This window comes from Streptomyces sp. NPDC060000, assembly GCF_042737375.1.
Taxonomy (GTDB): Bacteria; Actinomycetota; Actinomycetes; order Streptomycetales; family Streptomycetaceae; genus Streptomyces.
This window is the reverse complement of the sequence record NZ_JBHWUU010000160.1, coordinates 1-7,513: the sequence shown is the minus strand read 5'-3', so window position 1 is coordinate 7,513 and position 7,513 is coordinate 1. Positions and strand designations below refer to the sequence as shown.

3 protein-coding genes are annotated in these 7,513 nt (G+C 70.2%); 1 reads left to right on the top strand and 2 read right to left on the bottom strand.

Annotated elements, in window-relative coordinates; translation table 11 throughout:
- Nucleotides 1–66 precede the first annotated feature (66 nt).
- Nucleotides 67–5,019, bottom strand: coding sequence for an NAD-glutamate dehydrogenase (locus ACFWBB_RS42155; protein WP_385284476.1), 4,953 nt, complete (start codon nucleotides 5,017–5,019; stop codon nucleotides 67–69).
- A gap of 921 nt (nucleotides 5,020–5,940) precedes the next feature.
- On the opposite strand from ACFWBB_RS42155, the gene ACFWBB_RS42150 reads away from it, so the two are divergent.
- Complete coding sequence (locus ACFWBB_RS42150) at nucleotides 5,941–6,507, top strand: DJ-1/PfpI family protein (RefSeq protein WP_385284474.1); 567 nt, start codon at nucleotides 5,941–5,943, stop codon at nucleotides 6,505–6,507.
- A gap of 120 nt (nucleotides 6,508–6,627) precedes the next feature.
- On the opposite strand, the gene ACFWBB_RS42145 is transcribed toward ACFWBB_RS42150, so the two are convergent.
- A complete protein-coding gene (locus tag ACFWBB_RS42145; RefSeq protein WP_385284471.1) occupies nucleotides 6,628–7,299 on the bottom strand; it encodes an HAD family hydrolase in 672 nt (223 codons plus the stop codon).
- Nucleotides 7,300–7,513 lie beyond the last annotated feature (214 nt).

Genomic DNA, 7,513 nt, shown 5'->3' with positions numbered 1-7,513 from the left:
AGCCGCGACGGCTCGGGGGCACCCCCGTTTCTCGTGAGCTGTTGCTGGTGAGCTGTTTCTCGTGGGCTACGAGTGCGTGCGCAGCAGCGTGCGCATCGTCCGCATGGCCACCGACAGGTTGGCCAGGTCGAACGTCTCCGACGTCTGGATCTCCTCCAGCGTGGTCCGCGCCCGGCCCAGGATCGCCGCGTTCTTCTCCTCCCACGCCTTGAAGCGCTGCTCCGGCGTCGACGTGCCGTTGCCGACGGCCAGCACGTCCGCCGTCAGCGCCGCGTGGGCCGCGTACAGGTCCTCACGGATGGAGGCGCGGGCCATGGACTGCCAGCGGTCGGCACGCGGCAGCTCGATGATGCGGTCCATGAGCTGGGTGATGCGCAGCCGGTCGGCGAGGTCGTAGTAGACCTCGGCGACGTCCAGCGGGTCCCGCCCCATACGGTCGGCCACCGAGACGATGTCCAGCGCCGGGAAGGCCGAGGAGAACCCGGCCACCCGGGTGGCCAGCTCGTCCGGGACGCCGGCGTCGGTCAGCTCGTCGTGGATCCGCTGCCACCACTCCAGGTCCGCGCCGCGCAGCAGCTTCGTCAGCTGCGACCACACCTGCTCGACGCGCTCGGCGAAGAAGTCGACGGTCTCGGCGAGCTGGAGCGGCTGCGGCCGGTTGTTCAGCAGCCAGCGCGTACCGCGCTCGACGAGTCGGCGCGAGTGCAGCCGGATACGGGTCTGGACGTCGGCCTCGACCTGGTTGTCGAGATCCTCCACCGCGTCCCACACGGGCGCCGAGCGGAAGATCGCCCGGGCCGCGGTCTGGGCCCGCACGATCTCCTCGAGCGAGGCGCCGGTCTCCTCCCGCAGCCGGTGCAGATACGTCGTACCGCCCGTGTTGACCGTGTCGTTGACCAGCACGGTCGTGGTGATCTCACGGCGCAGCGGGTGGCTGTCGATGCCCTCGGGGAACCGCTCGCGCAACGCCGTCGGGAAGTACGCGTGCAGCAGGCCACGCAGATAGAGGTCGTCGGGCAGCGAGGTGTGCAGCAGCTCGTCCGACACCGTGATCTTCGTGTAGGCCATCAGGACGGCCGTCTCCGGGCTGGTCAGGCCCTGGCCTGCGCCGAGCCGCTCACGGATCTGCCGGTCGGTGGGCAGGAACTCCAGCGCCCGGTCCAGATGCCCCTCCCTCACCAGGTGGCGCATGAAGCGCTGCTGGGCGTGGAGCATGTCCTTGGACTGGGCGAGGGCGTTGGCGATCGCCGTGTTCTGCGCGTAGTTGTTGCGCAGGACGAGAGCGCCCACCTCGTCGGTCATCTCCGCGAGCAGCTTGTTGCGCTGCTTGACGGTCATGTCCCCCTCGGCGACCGCGCCGTTGAGCAGGATCTTGATGTTCACCTCGTGGTCGGAGGTGTCCACGCCCGCGCTGTTGTCGATGGCATCAGTGTTGATCTTGCCGCCGTGCAACGCAAACTCGATCCGGCCGAGCTGGGTCAGCCCCAGGTTGCCGCCCTCGCCGACGACCTTGACGCGCAGGTCGGCGCCGTCCACCCGGATGGGGTCGTTGGCCTTGTCGCCGACGTCGGCGTTCGACTCCGCGCCGGACTTCACGTACGTGCCGATGCCGCCGTTCCACAGCAGGTCCACCTGCGCCCGCAGGATCGCCTTCATCAGGTCGGCCGGGGTGAGCTTGGTGACGTTCCCCTCGATGCCCAGTGCCTCACGGATGTGACCGTTGACCGGGATCGCCTTCGCCGTGCGCGGGAAGACACCGCCGCCGGCGGAGATCAGGTCGCCGTCGTAGTCGGCCCAGCTGGAGCGGGGCAGCTCGAACAGGCGGCGGCGCTCGGCGTACGAGGTCGCCGCGTCCGGCTTCGGGTCGATGAAGATGTGCCGGTGGTCGAAGGCCGCGACCAGCCGGATGTGCTCGCTGAGCAGCATGCCGTTGCCGAACACGTCACCGGACATGTCACCGATGCCGACGACCGTGAAGTCCTCGGCCTGCGTGTTCACGCCCAGCTCGCTGAAGTGCCGCTTCACGGACTCCCAGGCACCGCGGGCGGTGATGCCCATGCCCTTGTGGTCGTAGCCGGCCGAGCCGCCGGAGGCGAAGGCGTCCCCGAGCCAGAAGTTGTACGACTCGGCGACCTCGTTGGCGATGTCGGAGAACGTCGCCGTGCCCTTGTCGGCGGCGACCACCAGGTAGGTGTCGTCCTCGTCGTGGCGCACGACGTCGGCCGGCGGCACGACCTCCCCGCCGACCATGTTGTCGGTGATGTCGAGCAGCGCCGAGATGAACGTCTTGTAGCTGGAGATGCCCTCGGCCAGCCACGCGTCACGGTCCACGCCCGGGTCGGGAAGCTGCTTGGCGACGAAGCCTCCCTTGGCGCCGACCGGCACGATGACGGTGTTCTTCACCATCTGCGCCTTCACCAGGCCGAGCACCTCGGTCCGGAAGTCCTCACGCCGGTCGGACCAGCGCAGACCACCGCGCGCGACCTTCCCGAACCGCAGGTGCACACCCTCGACCTGCGGCGAGTACACCCAGATCTCGAACGCGGGCCGGGGCGCCGGCAGATCCGGGATGGCCCGCGGGTCGAACTTCATGGAGACGTAGTCGTGCGGCCGGCCGTCCGCGCGCTCCTGGAAGAAGTTCGTGCGCAGGGTCGCCTTGATGACGGTGAGGAAGGACCGCAGGATCCGGTCCTCGTCGAGCGAGGCCACCTGGTCCAGAGCGGCGTCCAGCTCCTCGAGGAGGGCGTCGACGATCTCGTGCCCGGCGCGCTGCCGGTCGGGCGACATCCGCGCCTCGAACAACGACACGAGCAGCCGGGTGGTGTGGACGTTGGTCCGGAGGGTGTCCTCCATGTAGTCCTGGCTGAAGGTGGACCCCGCCTGGCGCAGGTACTTGGCGTACGCGCGCAGCACCATCGCCTGCCGCCAGTGCAGCCCGGCGCCCAGCACCAGCGCGTTGAACCCGTCGTTCTCCGCCTTGCCGGTCCAGGTCGCCGAGAACGCCTCCTGGAACCGCTCGCGCCCGTCGTCGCCGAGGAAGTCGCCGCCGGGGCCGGCCAGCGACTTGGGGATACGCAGCCCGAAGTCGTAGATCCAGGCGTTGCTGCGGTCCGAGCAGCGCAGTTCGTACGGCCGCTCGTCGATCACCTCGACACCGAGCCGGTTCAGGACCGGCAGCACCGCCGAGAGGGAGATCGCTTCGCCCCTGCGGTAGATCTTGAAGCGTCGCTCGTCGGGCGCCGCGCCCACCGGCTCGTACAGGCTGAGCGAGAAGGTGCGCTCCCCGGTGAGCCGCTCCAGGTGGACGAGGTCGGCGACGGCGGAGCGCGGGGTGTGGTCGGCCTTGTAGCCCTCGGGGAAGGCGTTGGCGTAGCGCCGCAGCAGTTCCGCGCCCCGCTCCTCCCCCAGCTCGGCGTTCATCGCCTCGCCGAAGGCGTCCGCCCAGGACCGCGCCGCCTCCACCAGCCGCGCCTCGATGCGCTCCTTGTCGGCGTCGGACAGCTCCGGCAGCTCGGTGCCCTGCGGGACCCGGACGACGAAGTGCAGCCGGGACAGGATCGACTCGGTGTTCCAGGCGGTGAAGTCGACGTTCGTCCCGCCCAGCTCCTCCTTGAGGATGTCGATGATCCGCAGCCGCACGCCCGTGGTGTAGCGGTCGCGGGGCAGGTACACGATCGCGGAGTAGTAGCGGCCGTACTCGTCCTGGCGCAGGTAGAGCCGCAGCCGCCGCCGCTCCTGGAGATAGAGCACGGACGTGACGATGGACCGCAGTTCGTCCACCGGGGTCTGGAAGAGCTCGTCGCGCGGGTAGGTCTCCATGATCTGGAGCAGGTCGCGCCCGTCGTGGCTGTTGGGCGAGAACCCGGCGCCCTTCAGCACGGCCTCGACCTTGCGCCGCACGACCGGCACCCGCACCACGGACTCGGTGTAGGCGGCGGAGGAGAACAGCCCGAGGAACCGCCGCTCCCCGACGACGTTCCCCTCCTTGTCGAACTTCTTCACCCCGACGTAGTCGAGGTAGGAGGGCCGGTGCACGGTGGCCCGGCTGTTCGCCTTGGTCAGCACCAGCAGCTTGTGCTCACGGGCCTTGGCGCGGGCATCGGCGGGCAGCCGCTCGAAGGACGGGCTGACGGGGTGGTCGTCACCGTCGGCGTGATGCGGGTCGGACCGCAGAATGCCGAGCCCGGTCCCGGGAACGGCGGCGAGGGAGTCGTCACCCCGCAGCTGGTACTCCCGGTAGCCGAGGAAGGTGAAGTGGTCGGCGGCCAGCCAGCGCAGCAGCTCACGGGCCTCGCCGACCTCGGGCCGCGCCAGATCGCCGGGGACGGGCTCCTCCTGGAGCTCGTCGGCGACCCGCAGCGCCGTGTCCCGCATCTTCTCCCAGTCCTCGACGGCCTCCCGGACGTCGGACAGGACGCGCACCAGGTCGGCGGTGATCTGCTTCAGGTCGGCGCGGTCGGTCTCACGGTCGGTCTCGACGTGGATCCACGACTCGACATGCCCGTCGTGCGGGAGGTCCCCGGCAGCGGGCGGGGCGCTGAGCACCTCGATGAGCTTGCCGGCCACATCGCGCCGCACGACGACCTGCGGGTGGATGACGAGGTGGATACCCCGCCCCTGCCGGGTCAGCTCATTGGTGACGGAGTCGACGAGGAACGGCATGTCGTCGGTCACGACCTCGACGACGGAGTGACTGCACGTCCACCCGTTCTCCTCGACGGTCGGCGTGTGGACCCGCACGTTGGCCGTCCCCTGCGGCCGGTTCTCGGCAAGCCGGTAGTGCGAGAGCGCGGCTCCGAAGACATCGACCGGGTCACGGCCGTTCAGGTCCTCCGGGGCGGTGTGCAGGTAGTAGCGCTGGAGGAACGCGAGGAGGGTGTCGTGGTCCGGGGTCCCCGGAGTACCGCCACCCTCGCCCGTCGTCCCAGTCGGTAGATGCCCCCCGACCGGGCTGTTCTCAGCGACCCGCGCCGCCCTCTCGAGCAGCTCGGCCTTGGCTTCGTCCAGCTTGGTCTGCATTGTCCTCTGGCTCCTGTCGCGCGCCGTTGCGTGACGTAGAAGGAAGTACGGTCTCTTCCCCTGCGGCTCGACGCCACGGCCCGGGGTCTCCGGTCTGCTCCGACGCTATGCCGCAAGATGAGATGAGCGGGGGGTTATCGGCCATTCTCGACAACACTCCCGGGTGTGACGCTGCTCTCCGCGTCACGTGCGTCCGGGGTGTGTACGGCGTCCCGGGGCCCTGTGCTGCCCCATCCCGCCCGCGCCGACCAGCGTCCGCCGCCCGGTCGCGGAGATGGTCCGCACACACCGGGCGCAGGGCAGGGGCTACAGCGCCCCCGCGAACTATCGCGCTGATCACGCCACTAAGGCTATCCCCCCGCCCGGCCCCCTCGTCACGAGCCGTATGTGTACAAAACAAGGCCCAGAACTTTGCCGTTCCGCACAGAGGCGAAACGGGGGAGAACGTGGGAAGGAGCGGCGTGCGGAACAGGGGGCGAAGCCCCTTCCGGGGCGCAGGACGGAGCCCCGGAAGGGGCGCAGGGGAACGCGGTCCCACTGAGGTGCAGGGCGGAGCCCCTTGCGAGGCCGGAAGGGCAGAGCCCCTCGCGGGGCGCAGGGGACGCAGCCCCCGCCGGGGCACAGGGCAGAGCCCCTCGCGGGGTGGAGGGCAGAGCCTGGCGCGGGGTGCAGGGGACGCGGTCCCGCCGGGCACAGGGGACGCGGTCCCGCCGGGGGCACAGGGCGGAGCCCGTCGCGGGGTCGAAGGGGCGGAGCCCCTGGGGATGGGACGGGTAGGGGCGGCGGGGGCGAGAAAAGCGGGGGCGAGAAAAGTCGACGCCGACCCCACCCCGCGGGACGCTGTAAGCGCCCCCTCTTGGCAAGCCCACCCCCAAGAGACACGTTGCCCACAGCAACCCCCGCCCGAGAGGAGCCCCCACCATGACCGCGAAAATCCTCATCGTCACCGGCGACGCAGCGGAATCCCTGGAAGTCCTCTACCCCTACCAACGCCTCCGCGAGGAAGGCTACGAGGTCCACATCGCCGCCCCCACCCGCAAAAAGCTCCAGTTCGTCGTCCACGACTTCGAACCCGGCTTCGACACCTACACAGAGAAGCCCGGCTACACCTGGCCCGCCGACCTCGCCTTCTCCGAGGTCGACCCCGGCCAGTACGCCGCCGTCGTCATCCCCGGCGGCCGCGCCCCCGAGTACCTCCGCAACGACCCCGAACTCCGCAAGATCCTCAAGTCGTTCTTCGACGCCGACAAACCGGTCGCCCAGATCTGCCACGGGCCCCTGCTCACCGCAGCCGCCGACGCCCTCCGCGGCCGCCGCGTCACGGCGTACCCGGCCCTGGAACTCGACATGCAGTCGGCGGGCGCCACCTTCCAGGACGCCGAGGCGGTGGTCGACGGCACCCTGGTCTCGGCCCGCGCCTGGCCGGACCACTCGGCATGGATGCGCGAATTCCTGAAGGTGCTACGAGCCAAGGCACCGGTGACGTGACCCGGGGCCAAGTTACCGATGACGTGACCGGGGCCAAGACACCGTCGACATGACCCGGCGGCACCGCCGCGGCACCTTCAGGACACCGCAGCCCACACCGGAGAACCCGCCCGCACAACCTTACGCAGCCGCGGCCAACCGCCCCGCGACCTCCACCGCCTCCCCCAGCGTGTCCACCACCGGCACCCCTACCCCCTCCAGACTGGCCCGGCTGTGCGACCCGCCGGTGTACAGCACGGCCCGCGCGCCCACATGCAACGCGGCCACGGCGTCATCCGCGGCGTCCCCGATCACCACCGTGCGCGCCACCTCGACGCCGGTCAGCGCCTCCAGGTGCCGCACCATGTGCTCGGCCTTGCTGCCGCCGGAGGGCCCGGTCCGCCCGTCGACCCGTATGAAGTGCGGCTCTATCCCGAAACCCCGGACCAGCGGCACGAGTTCATCGTGCACGTACATGCTCAGCAGGGACTGACTGTGCCCTGCCGACCGCCACCCCGCGAGCAGCTCCGCCGCGCCCGCGGTGAGCCCGCACCGCACCCGGTGCTCGGCGTAGTACCGGTGGAAGACGTCGTCCATGACCTCCCACTCCGCGTCGGTGGGCAGCCTCCCCAGCAGCCGCTCGTAGAACTTCGGCACCGGAACGCAGTAAAGCGCCCGGTACCGCTCCAGCGTGATCGGCTCCAGCCCCAGCTCGACGAATGCCGCGTTCGTCGCCCCGATGATCGCGTCGTTGTCGTGGAACAGCGTCCCGTTCCAGTCCCAGACGATGTGCGCCGCTTGCTGCTTCCCCATACCTGCAAACGTACCCGCCACCACCGACAATCAAATGCCGACCGACGCGGCCCCGGCCCACCGGACCGAACGCGGCGCGGGCTCCCGCGAATCCTCGAGACCAGCACTCGACGCAGCCCGCGAACCCACTGCACCAGTCAGCCGGCGCAACCTCCCGAACCCACGGGACCACTCAGCCGGCACCGCCCCGCGAACCCGCCACAGCAGTCACAAC